Origin of the sequence: Massilia antarctica (assembly GCF_015689335.1) — a bacterium.
Classification (GTDB): domain Bacteria; phylum Pseudomonadota; class Gammaproteobacteria; order Burkholderiales; family Burkholderiaceae_D; genus Telluria_A; species Telluria_A antarctica.
Window position 1 is genome coordinate 4686587 of record NZ_CP065053.1, and the last position, 24155, is coordinate 4710741.

Annotated in this window: 19 protein-coding genes; 12 read left to right on the forward strand and 7 right to left on the reverse strand. The window is 64.4% G+C overall.

The window, feature by feature from the left end; all coding sequences use genetic code 11:
* Positions 1-204: 204 nt before the first annotated feature.
* Positions 205-1326, forward strand: a complete 1122-nt coding sequence (locus IV454_RS20885; RefSeq protein WP_206087647.1) for a serine hydrolase domain-containing protein — start codon at positions 205-207, stop codon at positions 1324-1326.
* Positions 1327-1492: 166 nt separating this feature from the next.
* Entirely contained in the window at positions 1493-2752 is a 1260-nt protein-coding gene (locus tag IV454_RS20890) for a hybrid sensor histidine kinase/response regulator (protein WP_206087648.1), read from the forward strand.
* Positions 2753-2764: 12 nt separating this feature from the next.
* On the opposite strand, the gene IV454_RS20895 is transcribed toward IV454_RS20890, so the two are convergent.
* On the reverse strand, positions 2765-3250 hold the full coding sequence (locus IV454_RS20895) for a pyridoxamine 5'-phosphate oxidase family protein (protein ID WP_206087649.1): 486 nt from the start codon (positions 3248-3250) through the stop codon (positions 2765-2767).
* Between the two features lie 307 nt (positions 3251-3557).
* Between IV454_RS20895 and IV454_RS20900 the strand changes: the two genes are divergently transcribed.
* The 4 genes from IV454_RS20900 (at position 3558) to IV454_RS20915 (ending at position 9599) form a co-directional block, all read left to right on the forward strand.
* Positions 3558-3956, forward strand: coding sequence for a hypothetical protein (locus IV454_RS20900; RefSeq protein ID WP_206087650.1), 399 nt, complete (start codon positions 3558-3560; stop codon positions 3954-3956).
* On the forward strand, positions 3953-5410 hold the full coding sequence (locus IV454_RS20905; RefSeq protein WP_206087651.1) for an ATPase domain-containing protein: 1458 nt from the start codon (positions 3953-3955) through the stop codon (positions 5408-5410). The genes IV454_RS20900 and IV454_RS20905 overlap by 4 nt, the downstream gene beginning before the upstream one ends.
* Before the next feature lie 47 nt (positions 5411-5457).
* Positions 5458-6789: a hybrid sensor histidine kinase/response regulator gene (locus tag IV454_RS20910; protein WP_206087652.1), complete on the forward strand. Its 1332-nt coding sequence runs from the start codon at positions 5458-5460 to the stop codon at positions 6787-6789.
* A gap of 284 nt (positions 6790-7073) precedes the next feature.
* Positions 7074-9599, forward strand: a complete 2526-nt coding sequence (locus tag IV454_RS20915) for a PAS domain-containing hybrid sensor histidine kinase/response regulator (protein ID WP_206092764.1) — start codon at positions 7074-7076, stop codon at positions 9597-9599.
* Positions 9600-9651: 52 nt separating this feature from the next.
* Here the strand turns inward: IV454_RS20915 and IV454_RS20920 are convergent, their stop codons facing one another.
* Complete coding sequence (locus IV454_RS20920; RefSeq protein ID WP_206087653.1) at positions 9652-11778, reverse strand: putative bifunctional diguanylate cyclase/phosphodiesterase; 2127 nt, start codon at positions 11776-11778, stop codon at positions 9652-9654.
* 179 nt (positions 11779-11957) lie between these two features.
* Here IV454_RS20920 and IV454_RS20925 point away from each other — a divergent pair, with 179 nt between their 5' ends.
* The gene (locus tag IV454_RS20925) at positions 11958-13466 is read left to right on the forward strand and encodes a vanadium-dependent haloperoxidase (protein ID WP_206087654.1); all 1509 of its coding nucleotides are present in this window, start codon (positions 11958-11960) and stop codon (positions 13464-13466) included.
* A 26-nt stretch (positions 13467-13492) separates the two neighbouring features.
* Here IV454_RS20925 and IV454_RS20930 read toward each other — a convergent pair whose 3' ends face one another.
* Positions 13493-13753, reverse strand: a complete 261-nt coding sequence (locus IV454_RS20930) for a hypothetical protein (protein ID WP_206087655.1) — start codon at positions 13751-13753, stop codon at positions 13493-13495.
* A 129-nt stretch (positions 13754-13882) separates the two neighbouring features.
* Between IV454_RS20930 and IV454_RS20935 the strand changes: the two genes are divergently transcribed.
* Complete coding sequence (locus IV454_RS20935; protein WP_206087656.1) at positions 13883-14377, forward strand: hypothetical protein; 495 nt, start codon at positions 13883-13885, stop codon at positions 14375-14377.
* 17 nt (positions 14378-14394) lie between these two features.
* On the opposite strand, the gene IV454_RS20940 is transcribed toward IV454_RS20935, so the two are convergent.
* The 4 genes from IV454_RS20940 to IV454_RS20955 all read right to left on the reverse strand — a co-directional run bounded on the left by IV454_RS20940 (position 14395) and on the right by IV454_RS20955 (position 18118).
* A complete protein-coding gene (locus IV454_RS20940) occupies positions 14395-15018 on the reverse strand; it encodes an O-methyltransferase (RefSeq protein WP_229521748.1) in 624 nt (207 codons plus the stop codon).
* A 224-nt stretch (positions 15019-15242) separates the two neighbouring features.
* On the reverse strand, positions 15243-16142 hold the full coding sequence (locus IV454_RS20945) for a hypothetical protein (protein ID WP_206087657.1): 900 nt from the start codon (positions 16140-16142) through the stop codon (positions 15243-15245).
* 88 nt (positions 16143-16230) lie between these two features.
* The gene (locus IV454_RS20950; protein ID WP_206087658.1) at positions 16231-17148 is read right to left on the reverse strand and encodes a hypothetical protein; all 918 of its coding nucleotides are present in this window, start codon (positions 17146-17148) and stop codon (positions 16231-16233) included.
* A 193-nt stretch (positions 17149-17341) separates the two neighbouring features.
* Positions 17342-18118, reverse strand: coding sequence for a hypothetical protein (locus tag IV454_RS20955; protein WP_206087659.1), 777 nt, complete (start codon positions 18116-18118; stop codon positions 17342-17344).
* A gap of 635 nt (positions 18119-18753) precedes the next feature.
* On the opposite strand from IV454_RS20955, the gene IV454_RS20960 reads away from it, so the two are divergent.
* The 4 genes from IV454_RS20960 to mtoX all read left to right on the forward strand — a co-directional run bounded on the left by IV454_RS20960 (position 18754) and on the right by mtoX (position 24148).
* Positions 18754-21450 (forward strand): phosphocholine-specific phospholipase C, encoded by a 2697-nt coding sequence (locus IV454_RS20960; protein ID WP_206087660.1) that lies wholly within the window; start codon positions 18754-18756, stop codon positions 21448-21450.
* 26 nt (positions 21451-21476) lie between these two features.
* Positions 21477-22142, forward strand: a complete 666-nt coding sequence (locus IV454_RS20965; protein WP_206087661.1) for a hypothetical protein — start codon at positions 21477-21479, stop codon at positions 22140-22142.
* A 115-nt stretch (positions 22143-22257) separates the two neighbouring features.
* Positions 22258-22716: a GNAT family N-acetyltransferase gene (locus IV454_RS20970; RefSeq protein WP_206087662.1), complete on the forward strand. Its 459-nt coding sequence runs from the start codon at positions 22258-22260 to the stop codon at positions 22714-22716.
* 103 nt (positions 22717-22819) lie between these two features.
* Positions 22820-24148: a methanethiol oxidase gene (gene mtoX, locus IV454_RS20975; protein WP_282961356.1), complete on the forward strand. Its 1329-nt coding sequence runs from the start codon at positions 22820-22822 to the stop codon at positions 24146-24148.
* The last annotated feature ends 7 nt before the right edge of the window (positions 24149-24155 follow it).

Below are 24155 nucleotides of genomic sequence, written 5' to 3' on the forward strand. Positions count from 1 at the left end.
CGATGGCGGCGCAGGCCAACAGACCACAGCGCCATTCCCACGGCGCCGTATTGACGTTCTGTCCCCCTGAAATAGCGGCCTGTCGCCGGCCACCGCCTGTTTTTCGCCTGGTGCTGTAATCTGCATGCTCCTCCTGCATGGCAGGCACAGACAACCCCCCTGCGCAGCGCACTCGTGGCCGCGCATCAGAACCAGGAGCCTCTTATGCTGTTTCGACGGATTGCCGTTATCGCCGCATTCACCCTCGCCAGCGCCGCGTGCGCGGCGGCCCCCGACAAGCTCGACACTATCGTCAAGTCGGCCATGGCGGGAAGCAAGGTGCCGGCGGTCGGCGCCGTGATCCTGCGCGATGGCGCCATCGTCGCGCAAACGGTGCAGGGCCGGCAGCGCAACGACCGGCCGCGCCGCGCCGGCGCCGACGATGTCTGGCTGATCGGCTCCACCGGCAAGGTCATGACGGTGGCCATGATCGCGCGCCTGGCCGAGCGCGGCGTGCTGGCGTGGGATGCGCCGCTCGAAAAAATGCTGCCCGACCTGGCCGCCGGCATGTTGCCCGAATACCGCCAGGTCACCTTGCTGCACTTGCTGTCCCACCGTGCCGGCCTGCCGCGCGACCTGGTCCATCTCAAGGGTGCGGAACATGTCTTCACCGACACTAGCCCGACCGGGCAACAGCGCCTCGCCTACATCGCCGAAGCGCTCAGAGACAAGCCGGAAGTTGCGCCCGGTACCGCCTTCGCTTATAGCAATACCGGTTTTCTGATCGCCGCCGCGATCGCCGAAAAAGCCACCGGCGACACTTACGAAGCACTGATGCGCAAGGAAGTGTTCGAACCGCTGGCGATGCGCCACGCCGGCTTCGGCAATACGGGCGACGGCCAGAACCGCGGTCACCAGCACGGCAAGCCGATGCTGAACATGGTCAAGTTCGACGACGGCGCACCGGCCATGTTCGCGCCGGCGGGCTTCTTGCATATGAGCTTGGCCGACTGGGCCCGCTTCAATCTCGACCAGCTGGCCGGCGCCAAAGGCCAGGGCAAGCTGCTCGCGCCGGCTTCCTACAAGCTGATGCAGACCGCGCAGCCGGGCAGCCCCGCCGGCCTGGACTGGGGGGTGCAAGCCTCGGTCGCCGGCCGCCAGGGCCCGGCGCTGGTCCATCAGGGTTCGGACGGCAACTGGCTGGCCATTGCCGTTCTGTTTCCGGAGCAGGGGAGTGGCGCATTGGTGGTTGCCAACGCCGCCGAGGACATGGGTGCCGATAAGGTGTTGAACGGCATCTTCGGCAAGCTGTTCCCCACCCTCAGTCCCGCCAACGAGCGTCCCTGACGCGGAGCGCTTCGATGGAGAGCGAACAGGCGGTTCACACAAGCGGCGCGGCGGCCGGCCGGACCGGCGTTGCGTCGGCTTGAAGAATTAACTTCACGCGCGCGGCGTTTTGCCGCCATACTGCTCGGACCGCCCGCCCTCATTGTCGGCTTGAACAAAGGACGCCATGGCGAACCAGCACAGCACCACACGATCGCCCACACCCACCGAGCACGCCCTGGCCGCCGAGGTGGACGGACTGCGCCTGTTGCTGGCGCAGCGCGAGGCCGAGATTGCCGCCCTGCGCGACGATGCGGCCCACGCCGGCGAGCGCCGCAACGCTTTCCTGGCGCTGCTCGCGCATGAACTGCGCAATCCGCTCGCTCCCATCAGCCTGGCCAACACCATGCTGGCCAAACTGCCCGAACCCTCGGCCGGCCTGCTCAATGTGCACGCGGTGATCCACCGCCAGGTGCAGCATCTGACCCGCCTGCTCGACGAGCTGCTCGACGCGGCTAGCCTGAACAGCGGCACGATGATCCTGGCGCGCAGTCCGGCGCCGCTGGTCGCCCTGCTGCGGCGCGCGCTGCAGACGGTGCAGGTGCGCATCCTGGAACGGCATCAGCAGTTGCTGCTGGACATGCCCGAGGAATTGACGGTCAACGCCGATCCGGTCCGGCTGGCGCAAGCGTTCGCCAATCTGCTGGTCAACGCCTCCAAGTATACCGGCGACGGCGGCATCATCCGCGTGGCGGTGCGCGCCCACGAGGGCAGGGCGGTGGTCACCGTGGCCGACAACGGCGCCGGCATGGAGCCGGCCCTGCTGGCCTGCATTTTCGACCCGTTCACCCAGGGACCGCGCACGCCGGTCCGCTCCGAAGGTGGACTGGGGGTGGGCTTGAACGTGGTGCGCATGATTGTTGAACTGCATGACGGCAAGGTGGTGGGCGCCAGCGACGGCCCCGGACGCGGCAGCGTGTTCACCGTGTCGCTGCCGCTGTGGGCGGGCGACGCCGGCTCGGGCGCGCCCTTGGCCGGCGCCGCACGGGTCGGACGCCGCATCCTGCTGGTCGAAGACAATCTCGATGCCAACGATACCCTCGGTCAATTGCTGCTGGCCGAGGGCCACGATGTCACCGCCGCCTACGACGGCATCGCCGGCCTGTCCTTGGCGCGTACCCAGGTCTTCGACGTGCTGATCTGCGATATCAACCTGCCCGGCCTGGATGGTTACGAGCTCATCACGCAACTGCGGCGCACCGCCGGGGCGCACATTCCGTTTGCGATCGCCATTTCCGGCTATGGCCGGCCGGCCGACCGCACTCGCGCCATCGCGGCCGGCTTCGGGCAGTACGTGGTCAAGCCGCTCGATATCGATGCCTTGCTGGCCCTGGTCGCCTCCGAGGCGGTCACCGCTTGCATCACGGCCGCCAGCAACGCCAGGTAGGCGCGCGCTCGTTCAGGGCGTGCCAGTGCCGCGCAGGTCGAAGAAATCGGTATGGCCGAATCCTTTCGTGTAGTCGAGCAAGGACAGGGCCAGCGGCGTGATGCGCACGAACAGCATGCCCGGCCACGGCAGGGCGCTGGTATTGGCAACCACCTGGGCGAAGGCCGGAAACCTGGCCAGCAGGGCGGCGGCGGCCCGTTGCGCTTCCACCGGTTCGTGAATCATCTCGGCCATGGCATCCATCGACAAGCCCTGGATTTCGTTCCAGCCGCGGTAGGGGGCGTTGACCGTCAGCGCCACTTGCGGATGGGTGCGCAGGTTGTGCGCCTTGTGGCTGTCGAGGGCGATGGCGACATACAGCACCAGGCCGTCGGCGGCGAAGCTGACCGTGGAGGCGTGCGGCGTGCCATCGTCGCGGATCGATGCCAGGGTCAGGTCGGTCGTGGCGGCAAGGATCGTGCGGGCGAGTTCTTGTGATCCGGAGGGAAGCTGGTGCATGGGATGTCCTTTCAGGGAATCGGGAAGGCAGTGCCGTCGCGCTGGCGGACAGGGTGCCGGCCGGTGCAGGCCGCGCACGGGGGGCACCGGGTAGCGGACGTCCGGGTGCCCTCCGAGCCTAGCACAAAGCGCGCGCGGGCGCGCCGCGCACGCTTCGGCATTGCCGACCCCCGTTGTTTTTCTCATATTCTTATTTGGCAATGCAATAAAGCTGCGCCAAAACCCGATTGCGCCCATACTTCGGTACGCCCAGTTGTAAATGTGCACATGACCAATACTTACTCGGCTTAAGATGGATACCAGCGATGTGAAGCGGCAAAAACTGATCGATGAGGTGCTTGCCGCGCCGCCAGGCGGCGAGGGCGCGGCGCGCGATGCCGCCCTGCGCGCATGGGAGCTGCTGGCCAGGCACCTCAGTCCCCTGATCGGGGAAACCGCGCTGTGCGCCATGTATGCGCGCGCCCGGCATGTGACTTTTCCCGATATGCAGCCCATTCCGGTCATGCGCGACTTGCGCTCGGCCGCGCTCCTGCTCGACCAGCTCGCCACGCAGCTGGCCGCGATGGAGCCGCCGGCGGCCGATACCTTCAACCGGGCGATGCTACAAAGTTTTACCAGGCTGTTGTCTGGCCTGATAGGCGAGGCCCTGACGGTCCGTCTGATGAATACAGCATGGGCCGAGCGGTCCGGCGGAAAGAGTACATGAACCTGAAAGTGCAGCTGGGCCTCCAGCCGACCGGCGTGCCCGGGCTCGACACCCTGCTCGGCGGCGGCCTGAGCGAGTTTTCCTTCAACGTGATCGCCGGTTCGCCGGGGAGCGGCAAGACCACGCTCGCGCATCAGATCATGTTCGCGCTGGCCGGCCCGGACAAGAAAGCCCTGTTTTTCACCGTGCTCGGCGAGCCGCCCCTGAAAATGCTGCGCTACCAGCAGCAATACCAGTTTTTCGATGTCGACAAGGTCGATGACAGCATCCGCTACGTGAATCTGGCCGACGACTTGCGCGCCGGCGACTTCAGCGGCGTGCTCGAACGCATCACGCGCGAAGTCGAGGCGTTTTCGCCGGGCCTGGTGTTCGTCGATTCGTTCCGCTCGGTGGTGCAGATGGCGAAAAACGGCAACGAGGGCGTGAGCGATCTCCAGTATTTCATCCAGGAACTCGGCACCCGCATGACCAGCTGGCAAGCGACTACCTTTCTGATCGGCGAATACGCCAACGCCGACATCGAGGCCAATCCGATCATGACCGTGGCCGATGGCATGCTGTCCTTGAGTAACGATATCGCCGGCAATTCCTCGGTGCGCAAGATCCGCATCGTCAAGATGCGCGGCCAGGCCCACTTGCTGGGCGCGCACACCTTCCGCATCGACGCACATGGCTTGAAGATTTATCCGCGCATGCTGCCGCCGCTGGCCGGCACGCCGGCCCAGGCCAGTGCGCCGGCGCGTATCTCGACGGGCAATACGGAACTCGATGCCATGCTCGGTGGCGGCTTGCCGCAGGGACATGCGGCGATGGTGGTCGGCCCATCCGGTTCGGGCAAGACCATCCTCGGCACGGCTTTCCTGGCGCACGGCGCGCGCCGGGGCGAACGCGGTGTGATTGCCTGCTTCGAAAAAGGCGCGGCGCATTTGCGCAACGCCGAACTGGACACCTTGGTGCGCGACGGCCACGTGGCCCTGGTCCAGAGCCGCTCGCTCGATCTGTCGGTCGAGGAAATTCTCGACGACCTCATCACGGCGGTGGAACGCAGCGGCGCCACCCGCGTGGTGATCGATTCGCTGTCCGAGGTCAGCCTGTACCTGGCGCCGGAGTTCCAGGGTGACTACCGGTCCTCAGTGTTCCGCATCCTGGCCGGGCTGGCGCGCCTTGGTGTGACGGTGGTGGTGACGATGGGCCTGGACGACCGCTTCACCGAACTGCGCTTCAGCCAGTCCGATACCAGTTTCCTGGCCGACGCCATCGTCGCCATGCGCTATGTCGAGCTGGACGGCACCCTGGCCAAGGTGATGACCGTGGTCAAGGTGCGCGGCAGCGCCCACAGCGCCGATTTGCGCCGCTACACGATCGATGCGCGCGGCTTGCGCATCGAGCCGGGCGCGCTGGCGTACACCGGCCTGCTGTCCGGGCGCGCGACGACAGTCTTGCCACCGGAGTAGGGGAATTCATGGCGATTCACGACAGTGGGGACGGATCGCTGAGCAGCATGCCAACCGTTGGGGCCGTGCCCGCGCTCGACTGCGCCGACCCGGCCACCCTGCGCGCAATGCTGGCGCAGCAGGCCGGCGAGGTGGCCAGCCTGCGCGCCGCCGGCCTGGTCCAGGCCGCCCTGGGTGATGAATTGCGCGAAGCGAACGGCAACCTGGTGCTGGCCACCCTCGATGCGCGCACCCTGCGCGACGCGGCCGAAGGCGCCCAACGGCGCCAGAATGAATTTCTGGCCATGCTGGCACACGAGTTGCGCAATCCGCTGGCACCGATCAGCCTGGCCAATGCGATGCTGTTGCGCCTGCCCGAGCCCTCCACCGAATTGCTCAACCTGCATGCCATCATCCACCGCCAGGTACTGCACCTGACCCGGCTGCTGGACGATTTGCTCGATGCGGCGCGCATCAGCAGCGGCAAGATTTCGCTGCTGCGCAGCCCGATGCCGCTGGTCGACTTGCTGCGCCGTTCGGTGCAGACGGTCCAGGTCAGGCTGCAGGAACGGCATCAGCAAATACAGTTGGACTTGCCGGAAGAATTGATCGTCGACGGCGACCCGGTGCGCCTGGCGCAAGTGTTTTCCAACCTGCTGGTCAACGCCTCGAAATATACGGGCGACCATGGGCTGATCCGGGTGGCGGCGCGCGCCCATGAGGGCTGCGCGGTGGTGACGGTAAGCGACAATGGCGCCGGCATGGATGCCCTCGTCCTGGCCAGCGTGTTCGACCTGTTCACCCAGGGGCCGCGCGCGCTGGCGCGGGCCGAAGGGGGCTTGGGCGTGGGCTTGAACGTGGTGCGCAATATCGTCGAGCTGCATGGCGGCACTGTGACCGGCAGCAGCGATGGCCTGGGATCGGGCAGCGTGTTTACCGTGGTCCTGCCGCTGGTGGCCGATGACGGTGCCGTCACGGTCTTGCCGCGCGCCAGCGCGGTGCCGTCCAGCCGCCGCATCCTGCTGGTCGAAGACAATCTGGACGCCAACGAAACGCTGGGCCGCCTGCTGCTCGGCGAAGGCCATCTGGTCACCTCGGCCTACGATGGCGTGGCCGGCCTGGCGCTGGCGCGTGCGCGCGCCTTCGACGTCCTCATTTGCGATATCGGCTTGCCCGGGCTGGACGGCTACCAGCTGATCACGCAACTGCGCAAGACTGCGGGCGCGCACATTCCGTTCGCCATCGCCATTTCCGGTTATGGCCAGGTGGAAGACCGCACGCGCGCCATCGCGGCCGGTTTCGGCCAGTATCTGGTCAAGCCGCTCGATGCCGACGCCTTGCTGGCGCTGGTGGCATCAAGCGCCGTCACCCGTTTTATCGCCGCCGCGCGGCCGCACTAGGCGCGGGCGGCAAGAACGACCACAGCGGCTTCGCCGCTACCTTGATGAGCCAGGTTTTGCGCTCATGATTCGTACTTCAAGGTGACCTCATGTTTTCTTCCCGTTCCGCATGGCCGCGTCAGTGGGCGCTCGCCGGCCTTTGTATCGCGCTGCTGACCTTGTACACGGTCGGGGCCCTGGCCCTGGCCGGCGTCGCCGGTTCGCTGCCGATGTCCCTCCTGTTCGGCGCGGCCGCGCTGCTGGCCCCGCTGTGCCTGTGGCTGGGCAAGCGGCCCGCGCAGGTCATGCCGCGCACGCTCAAACGGCCGCCCGACAATGGACGCGCGCTGGTGCAGCGCCTGATCAAGTCGGAAGCCTTGCAGGACGCCATCTTCAACAGCGCCAACTTTTCCAGCATCGCCACCGATGCCCAGGGCGTGATCCAGATCTTCAATGTCGGCGCCGAGCGCATGCTGGGCTATTCGGCGGTCGACGTGGTCGACTTGATTACCCCGGCCGCGTTTTCCGATCCGCAAGAAGTGATCGCGCGCGCCGCCGCCCTCAGCATCGAGCGGGGCACACCGATCGCGCCCGGCTTCGAGGCCCTGGTGTTCAAGGCCTCGCGCGGCATCGAAGACATTTACGAACTCACTTACATTTGCAAGAACGGCAGCCGCCAGCCGGCGGTGGTGTCGGTGACGGCCTTGCGCGATGCCGGCGGCGTCATCATCGGCTATTTGCTGATCGGCACCGACAATACGGCGCGCAAGAATGCCGAGCTAGCCCTGGTGCGCGCGGGTGCCCTGCAAGCGGCCATCTTCAACAGCGCCAATTTTTCCAGCATCGCCACCGATGCCCGCGGCGTGATCCAGATTTTTAACGTCGGCGCCGAAAAGATGCTCGGCTACGCGGCCGCCGACGTGGTCGACCGCATCACCCCGGCCGATATTTCCGAACCGGAGGAAGTGGTGGCGCGCGCCGCCAGCCTCAGCGACGAACTCGACACCCCGATCGCGCCCGGCTTCGAGGCGCTGGTGTTCAAGGCCTCGCGCGGGATCGAGGACATTTATGAGCTCACCTATATCCGCAAGGATGGCAGCCGCTTCCCGGCCGTGGTGTCGGTGACGGCCCTGCGCGACGCCGAGGGCGCCATCATCGGTTATCTCTTGATCGGCACCGACAATACCGCCCGCAAACAGGTCGAGGCCGAACAAGCCCTGCTCGACCAGCGCCTGCGCGACCAGCAGTTCTACACCCGCTCCCTGATCGAATCGAATATCGACGCCTTGATGACCACCGATCCGCACGGCATCATCAGCGACGTGAACCACCAGATGGAAGCGCTGACCGGCTGCACCCGCGACGAACTGATCGGGGCCCCGTTCAAGAATTACTTCACCGATGCGGCGCGCGCCGAGGCCGGCATCAAGCGGGTGCTGGCGTCCGGCAAGGTCACCAACTACGAACTGACCGCGCGCGCCCGCGACGGCAAGGAAACGGTGGTGTCCTACAATGCCACCACCTTTCACGACCGCGACCGCAAGTTGCGCGGCGTGTTCGCCGCCGCGCGCGACGTCACCGAACGCCAGCACTTCGAGCAAGCCATGCAAGCCAACAATGTCGAACTCGAAGCGGCCCGGGCTGCCGCCGAAAAAGCCAACCTGGCCAAATCGGATTTCCTGTCGAGCATGAGTCATGAATTGCGCACCCCGCTCAACGGCGTGCTCGGCTTCGCCCAGCTGATGGCATCGGACGATCCGCCGCCCACGGTCAAGCAACAGCGCTCGATCAACCAGATCCTCAAGGGCGGCTGGTACCTGCTGCGTCTGATCAATGAAATCCTCGACCTGGCCCAGATCGAATCGGGCAAGGTGTCGATGTCGACCGAACCGATGTCGCTCACCGAGGTGCTCGACGATTGCTACGAGCTGGTCGGGCCGCAGGCGGCGGCGCGCGGCATTTTCCTGCTATTCCCCGCGCCCGGCACGCCCTTCCACATCCACGCCGACCGGGTGCGGGTCAAGCAGGTGCTGATCAATCTGCTGTCGAACGCCATCAAGTACAACAGCGCCGAGGGCTCGGTCCACGTGTCGTGTTCCGCGTACGCGGGCGGCATGGTGCGGGTGTACGTGACCGATACCGGGGCCGGCCTGGGCCGCGAGCAGCTGGCGCAACTGTTCCAGCCGTTTAACCGCCTGGGGCAGGAAAGCGGGGCCGAGGAGGGCACCGGCATCGGCCTGGTCGTGACCAAGCAGCTGGTCGAGCTGATGGGCGGCAGCATTGGGGTCGAGAGCGAGCTGGGGCGCGGTTCGCGCTTCTGGGTCGACTTCGCGTCCTGCCCGGCCCCGGCCGCGGCGCCGGCGCTGTCGGCGTCCGACGCCGCCGCGTTGGCGCGTGCCCGGCCGGTACCCGGCGCGGCGCTGCGCACTCTGCTGTATGTGGAAGACAATCCCGCCAATCTGCTGCTGGTCGAGCAATTGATGGAGCGCCGTCCCGACCTCAAGCTGCTCACCGCCATCGACGCCCATCTGGGCATCGCCCTGGCGCGCGCCTACCAGCCCTCGGTGATCCTGATGGATATCAACCTGCCCAACCTGAGTGGCTTCGACGCCCTGCGCATGTTGCGCGGCTACCCCGAGACCGCGCACATTCCCGTGCTTGCCCTGTCGGCCAATGCCATGCCGCGCGATATCGCGCGCGGCATGGAAGCGGGATTTCTCCGTTACCTGACCAAACCGATCCAGATCGCCGGCTTCATGGAAGCGCTCGACGTGGCCCTGCTGCACGCGCAGCAGCACGGCCACGATCCGCTGGCCACCTTCGCGCACTGAGGGCGCACCGCGCGCGCATTGACGCCGGGGCCGACCGTGGCCGCTGCGCGCCTCAGCCGGCTTGCAGCAGCTGCGCGAAGCGCTCTTCCGTGGTGGCCGGCGAAAACAGGAAACCCTGCGCATAGTCGCAGCCGGCCTGGCGCAGCCAGTCGCGCTGGCTGGCCGTTTCGACCCCTTCGGCGATCACCTTCAGGCCCAGCTTGTGCGCCATCATGATGATGGTTTCGGCAAAGATCTGGCCGCGCGGGTTGGTGGTGTGCATGTCCTTGACGAAGGATTGGTCGATTTTCAAAAAATCGACCTTGAACTTGTTCAGGTAAGCCATCGACGAGTAACCGATGCCGAAGTCGTCGATCGTGAACTGGACCCCGGCCTTCTGCAGCCGCGCCAGCTTGTCGCGCACACCGGGCGAATCGTCCAGCAGCATGCCCTCGGTGATTTCGACCGCGATGCGCGCGCCGGCGCTGTTGAACAGGGCCAGGTCTTCTTCCCAGCCATGACCGATCACGCGCCGCGTGAATCCGACCGGCGACTTGTTGACGCTGATCTGGAAGGGCGCGCCCGTCAGTTCGCCCAGGCGCGCCGCGCAGGGCACCGCCTGGGCCAGCACCCAGGCATCGATTTCGCCGATCAGGCCGGTTTCCTCGGCGATCCCGATAAAGTGCTGCGGCAGTACCAGGCTGCCGTCCGGATGGTGCCAGCGTACCAGCGCCTCGGCCTTGACGATCGCCTCGCTGGCCAGCTCGACGATGGGCTGGTAATACACCCGCAGCTCGCGCCGCGCCAGCGCCTGGCGCAGCTGGTCGATCGCGCGCAGGCGGGCCGAGGCCGAATCGCGGATGTCCGGCGTGAAATAGCTGAAGCGGTTGCGGCCCGCGTGCTTGGCCACGAACATGGCCTGGTCGGCATTGCGCAGCAGGTCGTCGGGCAGGTGCGCATCCTGCGGACAGATGGTGATGCCGATGCTGCCCGATACATGCACTTCCTTGCCGGCGATGGAGAAGGGGCGCGCCAAGTCGGCCAGGATCTCGCATACCAGCACCTCGACAAAGGCGATCCGGCTCACTTCGTTGAGGATGACGGTGAATTCGTCGCCGCCGATGCGCGCCACGGTGTCGGTTGCGCGCACGCACGCCTGCAGGCGTTGGGCAACCTGCAGCAGCAGCTGGTCGCCGGCATCGTGGCCGAAGCGGTCGTTGACTTCCTTGAAGCCGTCCAGGTCGATGAACAGCAGGGCCAGCGCGAACTCGGTGCGCGCCGCGCGCCGCACGTCGTGGTCCAGCCGTTCGCGGAACAGGATACGGTTGGGCAAGCCGGTCAGGCTGTCGTAATAGGCGTTGCGCAGGATTTGCGCTTCCGACGCCTTGAGCTCGGAAATATTGCGCGCCGTGCCGGTGATGGCATCGATCGTGCCATCCTGGTTGATCACGGGGAGCAGGATGTAGCGGTAGGTGTGCGCCGTGCCGTCGGCCAGGGTGCATGCGAGTTCGCCGCGTCCGGTCGCGCGCGTCTCGGCCACGGCGCGCAGGTCGCGCCGCAGCTGGGCGGCGAAGGCAGGGGCGAAGTCTCCCAGGTGCTGCCGGACGGCGGGGCTGGCGGGCGGGCCGAGCAGCTTGGCGAGGGCCTTGTTGGCGTACAGGACCAGGCCGTCGACATCGGTAATGTAGTGCAGGTCGGGGGTGGCCGAGAGCAGGGTGTCGAAGCGGTGCGCGAGTTCATCTTTTTCTGTGAAGAAGGCTTGCAGCGACTCTTCCAGCGCCTGGTCGACGGCATCGTTGAAGCGCATCATGTCTTCGCTGCCGAGGTCGCGTCCGTGTTCGCTGGCCGCCCACAGGCCCATGACGCTGGCGCGCAGTGCCCGAAATTCGGCAACGGTGTCGTTGGCGCTGAAGCCCGCGCCCACCCGCCCGGCCCCGTGCTGGCCGGCCTGGGTGTCGGACTCGAACCCGTCATGGGGGGGCGACTCGGCGGCCGCCCCGGGCAGTGCCGCGGGCAGGTCGAGGCGGTCGGCGATGGCGCCCAGCATGCCCGCCGCGTGGTCGCGCAGGGTGGCCGCCGGCAGGTAGCGCGCCGCCGGAATGCTGCGCGCAAACGCATCCCAGTTCTGCAGGATTTCTTGCAGATGGGCGCGGATGAAGCGCGCGATGCGCGCCTCCTTGGGGGGTGAAGGCTGGTCCATGGAAACTCGCACGATGAAGACAGGCATTCGACATGCCAACGCACATGAAAGTTCCTTCTTTTTTTGCCCGGATAGCGCAGGCCGGCCGTTGACAGGATCGTGAGACGGGCCGGCGTGGCGGCGCTATCGTCGAGTTCGTACCCCCGTGCGCGCGTTTCCACCCTTCTCAAGGAGAAATCATGAAACCCTTGTTCAAGCGAATGTTGTCCATCTCGCTCGTGAGCGTGCTGGCCTGCCATGTGCCTGGTGCGCCGGCGCCGGGCGCCGTGCCCGGCGCCGCTCCGCCCGCGTCACAAGACCTGGTGCGCGCGCTCGGCCTGGCGGCGCAGGTGCGCTACTGGAGCGAGACGGCGCTGCGCGCCAATGCGCTTGACCATACGCCGCCGCCGCCCGGTTCCGCCCGCGTCTGGCGCGAGCAGTACGGCCCGGCGCGCAGCGCGCGCGCGCTGGCCATCTTCCACCTGGCCCTGTACGAAGCCCTTAATGCCGTCGAGCCGGTCTATCCGAGCTACACCGGCATGCTCCCGGCGCCGGCCGCCAGCGCCCCCGAGGCGGCACTGGCGCGGGCCGCGCGCGATACCCTGATGGCGCTGTACCCCGCGCAAGCACCCGGCGTCGCCCAGGCTTACGTGCGCGGCATGGCCCGGCTGCAAGCGGGGCGCGCGCGCGACAACGGCGCCGAGACCGGCCGCCGCGCGGCCGCAGCCATGCTGGCCATGCACCCGGCGCGCGAAGCCACCTATGCAGACCGCATCGTCGGCGTCGACTATTTTCCGAGCAATGCTCCCGGCAAGTGGCGGCCCGATCCTGTCAGCCGCGATCGGCTGGCGCTGGGCGCCGTGTGGCAGCCGGTGCGCCCGTTCGTGCTGCCCTCGGCCCTCGCGTTCCGCCCCGGCCCGCCGCCGGCCCTGACCAGCAGCGCCTATGCCGCCGCCTTCGAGGAAGTCAAGCAGCTCGGCGGCGATGGCGTGACCACCCCGACCCGGCGCACCCGGGCGCAGACCGTGGCCGGCATTTTCTGGTCGTACGACGGTACTCCCTGGATCGGCAGCGCGCCGCGCCTGTACAACCAGATCGCGCTCGACATCGGCGCCCGGCGCGGCCTGGGCGGCATGCAGATGGCGCGCATGCTGGCCCTGGTCAACGTGGCCTTGGCCGACACTTGCCTGACCGTGTGGGCCACCAAGTACACCGAGCAATTCTGGCGCCCGGTGAGCGGCATCCGCGAAGCATCGCCCGGCAGCAGCCCGACCGGCCTGGGCGACGGCAATCCGGCCACCCGGGGAGATCCGGCCTGGACGCCGCTGGGAGCGCAGGCGAGCAATACCTCGGACCCGGATTTCACGCCGCCGTTTCCATCCTATCCTTCCGGCCACGGCGGTTTCGGCGGCGCGCTGTTCCAGACCCTGCGCCACTTTTACGGCACCGATGCGATTGCCTTCAGCATCGTGTCCGATGAATTCAATGGCATCACGCGCGACAACAGCGGCCGGGTGCGGCCGCGCCTGGTACGCGGGTTTTCCAGCCTGAGCCAGGCCGAGGAAGAAAACGCCCAGAGCCGCATTTACCTTGGTGTGCACTGGCCGTTCGACAAGCGCGCCGGACTGGCGGTCGGGCGCCGCGTCGCCGATTATGTGGTCGAACACGGCTTGTTGCCGTCGGCGCCCCCGGCCGCGCCCACGCCGTGACGGGGCCGCTGGCGCGCCGGCGCCGTTCAAGGCCGGGAATGGGTCGTGGCGGCCAGCAGCGCTTCGAGGCGCTTGTCGTCGCGCGCGAAAAGGGCATGGTCGGCATGGCCGCCGACCAGCGCGCGCCAGCCGATATACACGCCATAGGCGCGCTCGTACCGGTAGCGCGCCTCGGCCCCGCTCTGGCGGCGCGCATCGGCCATGAGCTGTGCGATCTGGTCCGCGCAGTGAGCAGTGATCGCCGCATAGGAATAAGGATGCTGGGCGGAGGGGGGCGTGGTTTGCATGATGGTTTGCCAGGTAAGCGGAACAATCGCCGGACCACCGCCATGCCGCATGCTGAAACACGAAGGGGTGCTGCATCCCCGTTTGACAACGCCCACCACGCCGGGTTCCCGGCCAGGCAGGCCGCTGTGATGATCAAGCAAGCGTGCGCGCCCACCACGGCGATATCCTTACAATACGGAATGACTACCAGGATCGCCGACCAAGAGCGCGTCAATTTCAGCGACAGGCTTAAAACCGCGCTGCTGGCCGCTGGCGTACCTGTCGCGCCGACGCCCTTCATGCGGGCGTATAACCTGCGCGCCGATGGCGCCGCCGTGACACCCCACGCGGTACGCAAGTGGCTTGCCGGGGAGGCCATTCCGACTCACGAAAAAATAGTCATCCTGGCCGCCTGGCTGGGAGTGCACGCGGCCTGGTTGCGCTTCGGCGATGCCGAAAACGCCGACACGGCCGCCGCCGGCATACCGCCCGTGATGTTGTCGGGCGAACATCTTGCCATGATGAACGACATCGTTTCCCTGCCTGCCTCCACCCAGCAGATACTGCGCGAGATCGTCGACGCGTTCGTGCGCAATCACCGGGCCGGACACTTGCGTTCCGATAAACAAGGGCGGCACCAGTAACGCGCGGCCGCGTGGGGTCAGCTTTCGCGCCAGCCAGCCCAGTAACGCGCCATGTCCGGCACCCGGCTGGCAACCAATTCGCCCTTGCCGACAGGGACGAGGGTGGTGGAAAATCCCGCTTCGGCGGCCACCATCCGCACCAAGGGCGCCATCTCGGCCGCGTGCGAGGTGGCGTTGTCGACGATCAGCAGGCCGTGCGGGCGCAGCACGCGCCGGATGTCCGGCCACCAGCCGGTATATTCGGTGCGCTCGGAATCGAGGAAAACCAGGTCGTAGGCGTGATCGGCGGAGCGCGCCAGCAGCGCGCCGGCGTCACCGTCGACCTGTTCGATGTACTGCCCCAGGCCGGACGCGGCCACATTCTCGCGCGCCATGCGCAGCTTGAGCGGCGCCATTTCCACCGTGGTGACCTTGCCGCCGTTCGGCGCCACGGCGTCGGCCAGCCACAGGGTCGAATAGGCGTTCGAGGTGCCGATTTCCAGGATGTCGCGCGCGCCCATGGCGCCGATCACGTGCGCCAGGAATTGCCCGGTGCCGCGCGTGATGTTGAGCATGCGGCGCCCGCGCTCGTCGGTGGCGGCATCGTTGTTCTCGCCGAATTGTTCGATATCGCTTAACAGCTTGTGCAGAGTGGCATTCACGGTGACGTTCCTGGCTGGTTGCTGAGTGGATGGAAATTATCGCACCTTGGCCGCCCGCGCGCAGCGCCGCCGGTGTAGCCCGGTGTGACCTACCGACATCGCTGCGACATTGTGGACATGATTGCGGCACCAGCTTTTCCCTGGCCAACGGGCAGGCCACGCACATCCGTTTCACCGACTTCGACAGCTAAGCAGCCAGGCAAAGTGTATTGTGAAATCAGTTCTTAAACGGACGAGACAGTGATTCCAAAGCCTTTGTATACCTTCTCCAAATCGCCATCCTTGCGCCATCCTGAGAATGCCGATTCCAGCTTTCCATTTCGGAAAAACAGAAAAACGGGCGATACCCAATGGGTGACCTCCGGCCATTCTTCGCGGCTATGCGTCAGTGTAAACGGAAGCGAAGGGTGCAACCGGTTCCATCTGGTGTACACATCGTAATTAAAATTAAAGTCATGCATTGCCATCACCGTCACTTTTTCGCGTAACAGGGGCGCAAGCGTGGGATCGCCCTCGATTTGTGATACGGCTCTTTGTGTGAATCCGCAATAAGGCGAGCCAATAATAATGAGGTGCAATCCCTTCTGTAAGTCCACAGCGCGTCGTGTCAAGCCGCGATTCGCCTGAAAAATCCAGGCCGTTCGTCGCGCCGCAGGGCTTGTCAGGTCATTCACTGTAATCGGACCCTGTAAGGAATTGGGGTTGTACTGCTCAATAAGCGCATTCGCTTTTTCAAATTCGCGAAGAGCGTAGTACATTTCCAATAATTGTCTATATTGGTCCGGCGTTGCCTGGCGTGCGTCGACCAAGCTGTCGAATATTTTTTCAAACAAAGACAATTTCGACTTGTCCAGTGTGTAGAACATCAGGTACTGGGTCGCTGCGAAAAACGCAGCCAACTCGTCATCAGGAATGGGCGACGCGCGGGTCCGGAAATTCTCCGCGTACTCCGCGTCAATTAAACTGGCTTTTTCCGCGGTCGGTTTGCCGCTTGTTGCAACAGCCTCCGTCTTCGCAATAAAATTTTGTAGCCGTTGTGAAATATCTATTCCTGCGGAACTTATCGAACAAAATCCAAACAGCAATAACCCGACAAGGGTCCTGATCCAGTCATTTTTTTTCATAATGTCTCCTGAATGTAAGTCCATGAAAACCGAATGTCCTGAGTCTGCCAAAATGAATGTATGCGGTGCCGATTGTGCCAAAGATAATCTAGTTGAATGGTGAAAGCATGATCGACGAAGCGCTGTTATTTTGCGCGCCGCAACGGCGGAGCAATGATTTTGCGTTCTCCAGTTCAGTTGTCGACAGCTGAGACTGCAGATATCCCGCACGGTCGTGGTTTTCCGCGCTTCCCGAATGAGCCCACGCTTGCACAATTGCATATGCGCCCGCAGCGTCTCTTCGCCCAAAGGTGCCACTTAGATAACTATGTGCAAGCAAAGCCATTGCACTCTCCGACCCGGAGCGGGCCGCGTCCAGGCCATGCCTTTCAGCAAGAGCTCTCAGGTCCGCATCTTCTTGCGGCGTCGTATCTTTAAGAATCGTCATGATGGAAGCGACAGTCGGAGCATTTTTCGAAATTAACAATTTTGCGGCGCTTGCACCCGCGTCTGCGGCTGGTATCAGGATATTGATCGGGTTGCGCAAGAACCGCGCCGGCAGCTGGGAGCACTCGCGCGCCGAAAGGCGGCCGGCATTGGGGGCATCAAATTCCATGCTGTCCATATGTCGTGCCGCTTCGGAGCACGGCCTGGCCTTTTGAAATAGCACTAGCGCTGCGAACACGTCTCCCTGCTGAGACAACTGCTTGAGTGTGCGTACGTCAAAATTTTTTGCTATAAGGGCTTGTGTACCGGCCTGTACTTTCGCATCGTCGTTAACTACTGCAACGGTAGCGCCGAAGAGTGGAGGACAAGGGCCGCGAGTAATATTGACCAGTGTCACCGAGGTACTGTGCTGCCCCCCGCCATCCGCATTTTGCTTCATAGGCGCGGCCGTCCTCGCGTGGTGCGTCGGCGCGAGGGCATCGCGTTCAAGCTCCTTGCGAGCGGAATAAAATATTGCAGCGGCAAAAGCTGCCGCGAAAAGGACAATCCTGACCAAGGCCGGTTTGATTTGTTGGGGCATATCGTCCCTCGTTGCAAGTATGGTCCCGTAGCGCTCTACAGACCCCGTGCTGGCGGCATGCGACAATTCAGTCCTGGTAAGTGACGACGTAGCGACATGGCGTGCTGTGGGCAGGCCAGCGCACAGAGCCACCTATCCTGCCCACGGCCGCACGCCGACTACCGGCCGATTCATGCCAATTTGAACTTAATCATTAGCATTTCGCTTTACACAATTTGAAGTTCATTGGCGAACATGTGCTCCCCCCAAAGTCGCAATACATGTGATAAACGTCGCCGTTGGCCAACATGATGGGGTCAAGTGCTCCAGGGAGTTTTTTGTCGGGGGGAACCGGGGGTATTCTGGGTGAGCCTTCACAGCCCATACATCCTCCGGCGCCACCGCCACCGCCACCGCCGCCACCGTCGCCGCCGCCGCTGGGCCCGTCGAATCCGCCGAATCCGCCATCACCATCCCCATCTTCACAAAAAACAGGCGCGAGTTCGCCTGGATTTTCGACGCAATTATTGCTGCCGCCCGGACCGGGTGCCCGTGTATCGGCAGAAGGCTTGATGTACTTGGCTGAACTTTCGGAACCGAACAGCGCGAGCACTTTTGCTATCTGCTCTTGCGACAATTCGCGTTGAAGGTCCTCGAACCCAAAACCAGTCAGGCCCTTTTCATTAAAAGTCACGCTGGCAAGGAAGCGTTCCCTTGCCGTTGGTGAAAGCAGATAGAGCGGATTGGATTTGGGCGGAACCATTTTTAAATAGCGTTCCAGGTCGAGCTGGGATTTAATCGGTGCCACCGCTTGCGATACCTCTTCACGTGCCAGCAGCTCTTTCCTCGCTGCTTCTGAGATCACTTCGCGAGCGAGGCCTTCTTTCTTTGCCTGATCGGGTGGGTGAACTGGTGCTGAGTGTGCTGAAAGAGCCCCTGCGAAGCTCATCGCCAAGGCAGCCAATATCTGTAAAAATCGGGTCTGTTTCATAATATGAATCCTTTCTTGACTTTATGGTGTTGCCTTGATGCCGGCATCACCCTGTAGATGTAGTGAGGCGGGATACAAACATGTCTTCAGGGAGTGGCCGTGCGCAACCGAGTACCTTCTGCTCGGGCTGGGCTCAGGTTTCAGGCGCATCTCTGCAATCGTCCGTGTGCAAAAGGCGTTAGCTGTTCACTCATCGATTATCTTGCCAATCGTAAATTTATTAAGATGATCTCCTCCAATATGGAAATGCCCTCTTGGCGCATTCTCGGGCGACATGGCAAATGTTAGGATTTGAATTCGCGATTGTCCACTGAAAACGCGATTGAATCGGGCTTTTTTAATGTTATTTAACTTGAGCTTGCCTAAAACATTCGCAGAATTTTTAGGAAACAATTATTATGGCGAATTTTTAACCGCGAACGCGTTCTGAAATAATATTCCTTGCCCATCCAAGTACTGCAGCGCGCCGGCCGCTGAGAGCCTCGCGGTGTTGTCGCAGTCATTACCACAACGGCGCATCCATGCCGGAACGTACACTTGGCGTGACGGTCACGCCATCGGCGCCGTGCTGACACGCTGCTGTCATATTTGGCAACTATGATCGACGACTTTCCAGCGCACCCCAGGAGCCCCCCATGTCCACCAGCAGACGCAGCTTTCTCAGCCTGGCTTCGGCCGGTGCCGCCAGTACCTTGTTCCCCGACCTGATCCGCGAAGCGCTGGCCGTACCGGCCAATAACCTCACCGGCAGCATCGCCGACGTCGAGCACGTGGTCATCTTCATGCAGGAAAATCGCTCCTTCGATCACTATTTCGGCAGCTTTCCTGGGGTGCGCGGCTTCGACGATCCGCGCGCGATCACCCTCCCCAGCGGCAAGCCGGTCTGGTACCAGCCCGACTCCGCCGGCGGCCATGTGCTGCCGTTTCACTTCGACACAAAAAACACCAGCGCGCTCTCGCTCGGCACCGATCACTCGTGGAAGGGTTCGCAGGCGAGCTGGCAGGGCTGGGATGCCTGGGTCAAGAAAAAGACGCCCCAGTGCATGGGCTATTTCGACCGCGGCGACCTGCCGTTCTACTATGCGCTGGCGGACGCCTTCAGCATTTGCGACGCTTACCACTGTTCGGTGTTCGGCCCTACCGACCCGAACCGCTTTTACTCGCTGTCGGGCACCAGCCGCGGACGGATGGGGGCGCTGGGCGGCCTGTACAACGTGAGCGCTACGGGCTATTACAACAACGATCCTGCCCGCGACAATCTGGCGCCGGCCGTCACCGCCAGCGCGCCCACCTGGCGTACCTATGCCGAGGTCCTCGAAGCGAACGATGTCAGCTGGAAGGTCTACCAGGAATGGGATAACTACGGCGACAATTACCTGGCGTATTTCCGCCAGTTCCGCGTCAATCCGGACGGCAGCCGCCTCGCGCCCGACAGTCCGCTGGCGCGCAAGGGAAGGGTGCTGGCGCCCGGCTCGACCGAGGCCAACTCGCGCGGCACCACGGGCGACTGGCTGGTCGCCGACTTCGCCGCCGACGTGCGCGACAACCGCCTGCCCAAGGTGTCGTGGATCGTCGCGCCCAACGACTACACCGAGCATGCGCCGAACTCGCCCAATGCCGGCGAAAACCTGACGGCGCGCCTGCTGGCGGCGCTGGTGGCCAATCCGGCGCTGTGGTCGAAGACGGTTTTCCTGCTGACCTACGACGAGAACGATGGCTTCTTCGACCATGTGCCGCCGAATATCCCGCCGCTCGACCCGTCCATGGGGCGCACCACCCTGGCCGAGATCGGGGCCGATGAAAACCTGGCCGGGGTGCCGGTCGGACTGGGTCCGCGCGTGCCGATGCTGGTCATTTCGCCGTGGAGCAAGGGCGGGCGCGTGTGCTCGCAAGTGTTCGACCACACTTCCAAGCTGCGCTTCCTGGAAGAGTGGCTCACCTTAGGCCTGAAAAAGAATCGTGCCGCCGTCACCCTGGAAAATATCTCGCCGTGGCGGCGCGCGGTGTGCGGCGACCTGACCTCGGCCTTCGATTTCAAGTCGCCCAATAGCGCCTGGCCGGCCAGCGTGCCGAAGTCGGCCCGCTACGAGCCGGTGTCCGGCAAGCCGTATCCGGCGCCGCCAGCGCAGCAGAGTTTGCCGCTGCAGGAGCCGTGCAAGACCGTCACGCGCACGCGCTACGCCTGTGCGCTGCCGTATGTGCTGAGCGCGCACGCGGCGGTCACGCCCGGCAGGCAGCTCGAACTGTCGCTGCACAACAGCGGCACGGCCGGCGCGGCCTTCATCGTGTATTCCAAGGTGCGCAGCGACGGGCCGTGGTACTACACGGTCGAAGCGGGCAAGCGCATCGAGCGGGAAGTGTGGAACTGGAGCGGCGGCCAATACCACCTGAGCGTGACCGGCCCGAATGGTTTTCTGCGCGAGCTGGCGGGCGACCTGGCGGCGAGCGCCGCGCGTCCGGAAGTGCGGGTCAACTACGATACGGCCGCAGGCAATGTGCAATTGCTGCTGTCGAACGCGGGCGGCACGGCAGCCTGCACCTTCACCATGGTCGACAATGCCTACGGCGCCGCCGCCACGAGCTATACGGTGGCGGCCGGCCAGCAGCAAGTGGTGCAATGCCTGCTGGCGGGCAGTTTCGGCTGGTACGACTACAGCATCGGCTGCGATACCGATCCGCGCTTCCTGCGGCGCGTGGCGGGCCACGTGGAGACCGGCGCAGCGGGGCGCACCGACCCGGCCATCGGCGCCAACCAGCGCCGCGTGGTGCTCACAGTCAGCGCATCGGTGCTGCAGCGCGGCGCGAGCATGAATGTGAGCTACGCCGCGCCGGCGGGCAAGAGCGATCCGAAAAACTGGGTCGGCCTGTTCGCCGCCAACGCCATACCGGGCAGCGCGGGCCAGGCCGCGCTGCAATGGGCTTACGTGCCGGCGGCGACAGGCACCCACACATTCAGCACGGCGGCGCTGGCGGTGGGCGACTACGCCGTCTGGTATTTCCACCAGGGCGGCTACACGGCCCTGGGCGAGGCGGTGACGGTGAGCGTGACGCAGTTTGCCACCAGCACGCCAGCGGTCACGCGCGGCGCGCCGCTGGTGTTCACCTTCGCAATTCCAGCCAGCCGCGTCACTGCTAAAAACTGGGTCGGCATTTACCGCGCGGGCACCTCGCCGGGGGCGGGCAGCTCGGCCATCTGGCAGTACGCGGCGCAGGCCGGGGCCAGGGTCACGTTCGACAGCAGCAGCCTCGCGCCGGGCAGCTACAGCGCCTGGCTGCTGCACAACGATGGCTACGGCGTGCTGGGCGGGCCGCTGGCCGTGAGCATCGCATGATCGTTTCACTTCACCGGAAAACCAGTATGTTCAAGCATATCAAGCAATTCACCATCGGCATTACCTTGCTGGCGCTGTGGACGGCAGGCGCCAGCGCTGGCGTGCTGCGCGTCGGCCAGCGAAGCGGCCTGGAGCAGGCAGGCCAGATTTTGCAGCGTAGCGACTTCGACGATTTCGGCGCGGGCTTTCACTTTCCCGGCAGCGCCTTCGCGCGCGGCGACGTGCTGTACACATCCGCCGAAAACCTGGTGGTGGGCGGTGGCAGCGGCCTGTCGATCGGCCAGCTGCGGCCGGTGATGTCGAACGAGTACTGGTCACCGATCAGCGCCAGCATCGCCGGCGACATCCCCTACACCTTGTTCGGCTTCGATGCGGCGGTTACGCAGGGCACGGTCGACCTGACCGTGGAAACCAACCTGGGCAGCTACCGCTTCGATGGGATTGCACTGCACGATGGCGCGCGCAGCCTGGATTTCCTGGGTTTCCAGGCCACCGGCGGCGAATATTTTACCGGCTTTGCATTGCGCAGCATGGGCGAGGGCTACCTGGCCGGCATCACCAACGTCACCTTGGGCGCTGCGCGCACGGCGGTGGCGGAACCGGGCGGCGTGGCCTTGCTGCTGGCCGGTTTGGGCGTACTGACGGTAAGCAGGCGCGGCCGGGGCAGTGCGAACCGGCGCCGAGCGGGCTGAGGACGGCGGGGGCGCCAACGAAAACACCGCGCGCGCATTCGTGCTTATGATGACGCTGGAAGCGCACGCTCCGTGTCGGCAGCAACCGCCCGCAAGAAGAGCACATGAAAAGCACATGAAAAAAATCGCCACCCGCCTGGCAACGATGGCTGACATCGACCAGCTCGCCGTCATGTTCGACGCCTACCGCCAGTTCTACGAACTCGCGCCCGACCTGGTCCTGTCGCGCCAGTTCATCCACGACCGCATGCTGGGCAGCGAATCGGTGCTGATCCTGGCCGAAGATGACGAGGGCGCCGCCGCCGCTTTCTGCCAGCTCTATCCGACCTTTTGCTCGCTTGCCGCGGCCCCCATCTACGCGCTGTACGACCTCTACGTACGACCCGAGGCGCGCCAGCTCGGCGCCGGCCGCGCGCTGCTGCTGGCGGCCGAGGCGCATGCCCTGCGCAACGGCGCCGTGCGGCTCGACCTGACCACCGCCAAAACCAATCTGCCGGCACAAAGCCTGTACCAGGCCCTGGGTAGGACGCGCGACGATATTTTCTACGCGTACAGCAAAAACCTGGCTGCGTAGTTTGATTTGGCGCAAGCTAAGGCGATATCTTTTTCATCCATTGCGGAGCATGGTCAAACAGGCGTACATTAGTGTCTTTATAAGCTTGATCAGGAGATCAGCAATGGGTTCCAGTAAATTGATGCGCTTGAGTTTGCTTGCAACTGTTGTCCTGGGCGTCACCGCCGTTCCGCTCGCCGCGCGCGCGGATGAAACCTGCAATTCGCCGTATATGTCGGGCCTGATCAAGGGCCAGGAAGATTTTCTGTATGTGTGGACCCTGGGCGAGAAGGGGGTGGGCGACGGCTTCGATAAACTGGTCACCATGGACGTCAATCCGGCCTCCAAAAAATTCGGCCGGGTGATCGGCCACGTCTCGGTCGGCAAGCGCGGCGAGGCCCATCACATGGGCTTTACCGACGACCGCCGCTTCCTGTGGGCGGGCGGCCTGGACGACAGCAAGATCTATGTGTTCGATGTCCACACCAATCCGGCCAAGCCCAAGCTGGTCAAGACGATCGACGACTTCGCCAAGCGCTCCGGCCTGGTCGGCCCGCACACGTTTTATGCACTGCCGGGCCGCATGCTGATCGGCGCGCTGTCGAACGACAAGGACCGCGGCGGCGTCACCGGCATGGCGGTCTACAACACCAAGGGCGACTTCATTGCCAAACACGCCATGCCGACCACTAACGGCGGCGACGGCTACGGCTACGATATCGCCATCAACCCAAGCAAGAATGCGATGCTGACATCGAGCTTTACCGGGGCGGTCAACTACATGACCGATCTGGGCAAGCTGATCAAGGATCCGGCCGCCATGAAACAGTTCGGCAACACCATGGTCATGTGGAACCTGAAGTCGATGCAGCCGGAAAAAGTGCTCAATGTGCCGGGCGCGCCGCTGGAAATCCGCTGGTCCCTGAACGAGGGCGACGAGTGGGCCATCACGGCCACCGCGCTGACCTCGAAAATCTGGCTGGTCAAGAAGGATGCCAGCGGCGCCTGGCAAGCCAAGGACGTGGCCACCATCGGCGACCCGGCCAAGGTGCCGCTGCCGGTCGATTTGTCGATCACGGCCGACGGCAAGGGCTTGTGGGTGAATACCTTCATGGATGGCACCACGCATTATTTTGACATCAGCAATCCGGAAGCGCCCAAGGAAACCTATTCCAAGCGCACCGGTTCGCAGGTGAACATGGTCTCGCAAAGCTGGGACGGCAAGCGCCTGTACGTGAGCAGTTCGTTGCTGGCCAACTGGGACAAGAAGGGCGCCGACGACGAGCAGTTCGTCAAGCTGTTCGCGTGGGACGGCAAGGAGCTCAAGGAAACCTTCAAGGTCGACTTCGCCAAGCTGAAACTGGGCCGCGCCCACCACATGAAGTTCGGCGCCGCGGGCGCCAAGGTCAGCGCCGATGCGCGGCAGGGCGCGGCGCGCCTGGCGGGCCGCTGACCTTGCG

Excerpts from the sequence above, each read along its gene's own strand:
- IV454_RS20885 (WP_206087647.1), top strand. The coding sequence starts at position 205 with ATGCTGTTTCGACGGATTGCCGTTATCGCCGCATTCACCCTCGCCAGC.
- IV454_RS20890 (WP_206087648.1), top strand. The coding sequence starts at position 1,493 with ATGGCGAACCAGCACAGCACCACACGATCGCCCACACCCACCGAGCAC.
- IV454_RS20895 (WP_206087649.1), bottom strand. The coding sequence starts at position 3,250 with ATGCACCAGCTTCCCTCCGGATCACAAGAACTCGCCCGCACGATCCTT.
- IV454_RS20905 (WP_206087651.1), top strand. The coding sequence starts at position 3,953 with ATGAACCTGAAAGTGCAGCTGGGCCTCCAGCCGACCGGCGTGCCCGGG.
- IV454_RS20910 (WP_206087652.1), top strand. The coding sequence starts at position 5,458 with ATGCCAACCGTTGGGGCCGTGCCCGCGCTCGACTGCGCCGACCCGGCC.
- IV454_RS20915 (WP_206092764.1), top strand. The coding sequence starts at position 7,074 with ATGCCGCGCACGCTCAAACGGCCGCCCGACAATGGACGCGCGCTGGTG.
- IV454_RS20920 (WP_206087653.1), bottom strand. The coding sequence starts at position 11,778 with ATGGACCAGCCTTCACCCCCCAAGGAGGCGCGCATCGCGCGCTTCATC.
- IV454_RS20925 (WP_206087654.1), top strand. The coding sequence starts at position 11,958 with ATGAAACCCTTGTTCAAGCGAATGTTGTCCATCTCGCTCGTGAGCGTG.
- IV454_RS20930 (WP_206087655.1), bottom strand. The coding sequence starts at position 13,753 with ATGCAAACCACGCCCCCCTCCGCCCAGCATCCTTATTCCTATGCGGCG.
- IV454_RS20935 (WP_206087656.1), top strand. The coding sequence starts at position 13,883 with ATGATCAAGCAAGCGTGCGCGCCCACCACGGCGATATCCTTACAATAC.
- IV454_RS20945 (WP_206087657.1), bottom strand. The coding sequence starts at position 16,142 with ATGAAAAAAAATGACTGGATCAGGACCCTTGTCGGGTTATTGCTGTTT.
- IV454_RS20950 (WP_206087658.1), bottom strand. The coding sequence starts at position 17,148 with ATGCCCCAACAAATCAAACCGGCCTTGGTCAGGATTGTCCTTTTCGCG.
- IV454_RS20955 (WP_206087659.1), bottom strand. The coding sequence starts at position 18,118 with ATGAAACAGACCCGATTTTTACAGATATTGGCTGCCTTGGCGATGAGC.
- IV454_RS20960 (WP_206087660.1), top strand. The coding sequence starts at position 18,754 with ATGTCCACCAGCAGACGCAGCTTTCTCAGCCTGGCTTCGGCCGGTGCC.
- IV454_RS20965 (WP_206087661.1), top strand. The coding sequence starts at position 21,477 with ATGTTCAAGCATATCAAGCAATTCACCATCGGCATTACCTTGCTGGCG.
- IV454_RS20970 (WP_206087662.1), top strand. The coding sequence starts at position 22,258 with ATGAAAAAAATCGCCACCCGCCTGGCAACGATGGCTGACATCGACCAG.
- mtoX (WP_282961356.1), top strand. The coding sequence starts at position 22,820 with ATGGGTTCCAGTAAATTGATGCGCTTGAGTTTGCTTGCAACTGTTGTC.